This window comes from Bradyrhizobium sp. Leo170 (assembly GCF_004296405.1).
GTDB lineage: Bacteria > Pseudomonadota > Alphaproteobacteria > Rhizobiales > Xanthobacteraceae > Bradyrhizobium.
Genome location: NZ_PSRR01000708.1, coordinates 1 through 1,456, shown reverse-complemented (window position 1 = coordinate 1,456; position 1,456 = coordinate 1). Strand labels below are relative to the sequence as shown.

Annotated in this window: 1 protein-coding gene; it reads left to right on the top strand. The window is 64.2% G+C overall.

Annotation, left to right across the window (positions count from 1 at the left end; all coding sequences use genetic code 11):
- On the top strand, window positions 1-1,456 hold a 1,456-nt coding region (locus tag CWO89_RS44150), incomplete at both ends, for an IS1182 family transposase (RefSeq protein WP_130584378.1).

Sequence of the window (1,456 nt, the reverse complement as noted above, 5' to 3'; positions counted from 1 at the left end):
GACAATCCGGTTCGAGTGATCGAGGCGTTTGTCGATGCGCTGGACCTTGAGAAGCTTGGCTTCCGCCACGACGGGTCAGGCGGCGGGGCTGGGCAGCCTCCTTACGACCCGGCCGACCTTTTGAAGCTTTATCTTTATGGCTACACGAACCGGATCCGGTCGTCGCGCAGCCTTGAGCGGGAAGCCGGCCGCAATCTTGAACTGATCTGGCTGCTGAAGCGGCTGGTGCCCGGCTATCGCACCATTGCCAAGTTCCGCAAGGACAACTGGAAGGCGCTTACGGCTGCGAACCGGGAGTTTGTGCTTGTGGTGCGCGAACTTGGCCTGGTGGGCGGTGAAGTTGTGGCGATCGACGGCGCGTTTTTTGACGGCAACGCCAGCAAGGCGAGTATCAAGACGCAGCGCACGCTCGCCAAGCGGCTCGCGGAGATTGACCGGGAGATCGAGGCCTATGGCGCCACGCTTGAGGCCAACGATCGCGCGGAGGCGGCGCCTGCGTCCGCGGGACGGGATGGTGGGGGAGGCGACGGCGAGGACGTCACGCAAAAGGTCGCGGCCTTGATGGCCAAGCGGGCAAACGTGCAGGCCGATCTGGCGCGGCTGGAAGAGAGCGGCGAGAGGCAGCTGTCGCAAACGGATGCCGATGCCCGGCTGTTGTCGAAGAACGGTCAAGTGGTGGCGGGCTACAACGTCCAGATCGCCGTCGATGACAAACATAAGCTGATCGTGGCAAGCGAGGTCGTCAATGACGGCAACGACACCGGCCAGCTTCACGAGATGGCCAAGGCCGCGAAGGACGCACTCGGCGTCGAGACCTTAACGGCGCTGGCCGACACCGGCTATTACAACGGCAACGCGCTCAAGGCCTGCGAGGAGGATGGGATCGTGGCTTACGTTCCGCAAGCCAAGCGCACCGCGAGGCTGCAAGCGCAAGACCGCATGAGCCATGAAGAGTTCGCCTATGAAGCCGCAGCAAATGTCTATCGCTGTCCCGCCGGCAAGCTCCTGAGCCCAACGGAGGGCCGCAAGATCAACGGCGGCCGCAGCGAGATCAGGCATGTCAGCCGCAAGGCCGATTGCGACGCCTGCGCGTTGCGTGCGCGCTGCCTCTCCGCGAAGACGCCGACGCGCACCGTCTATCGCTGGGAGCATGAAGCCGTCCTCGAACGGCATCGTGCGCGGATGACGGACGCCGAAGCTCAGATGCGCCGCCGGGCCGAACTCGCCGAACACCCCTTCGGCACCCTCAAATGCCGGGCCGGCTACCGCCACTTCCTCGTCCGCGGCTTCGACAAGGTCCGCGGCGAATGGAGCCTGATGGCGCTCTGCTACAACCTCACTCGCGTGCTCAGCATCCTCGGCCTGGATCGGTTCTTGGCCTATCTGGCCAAGCGCCGTCCAACCTGGACGATCTTGCTTGTCACCGTCCTCGCCGTCATCGTCGACCGGCTCCAAA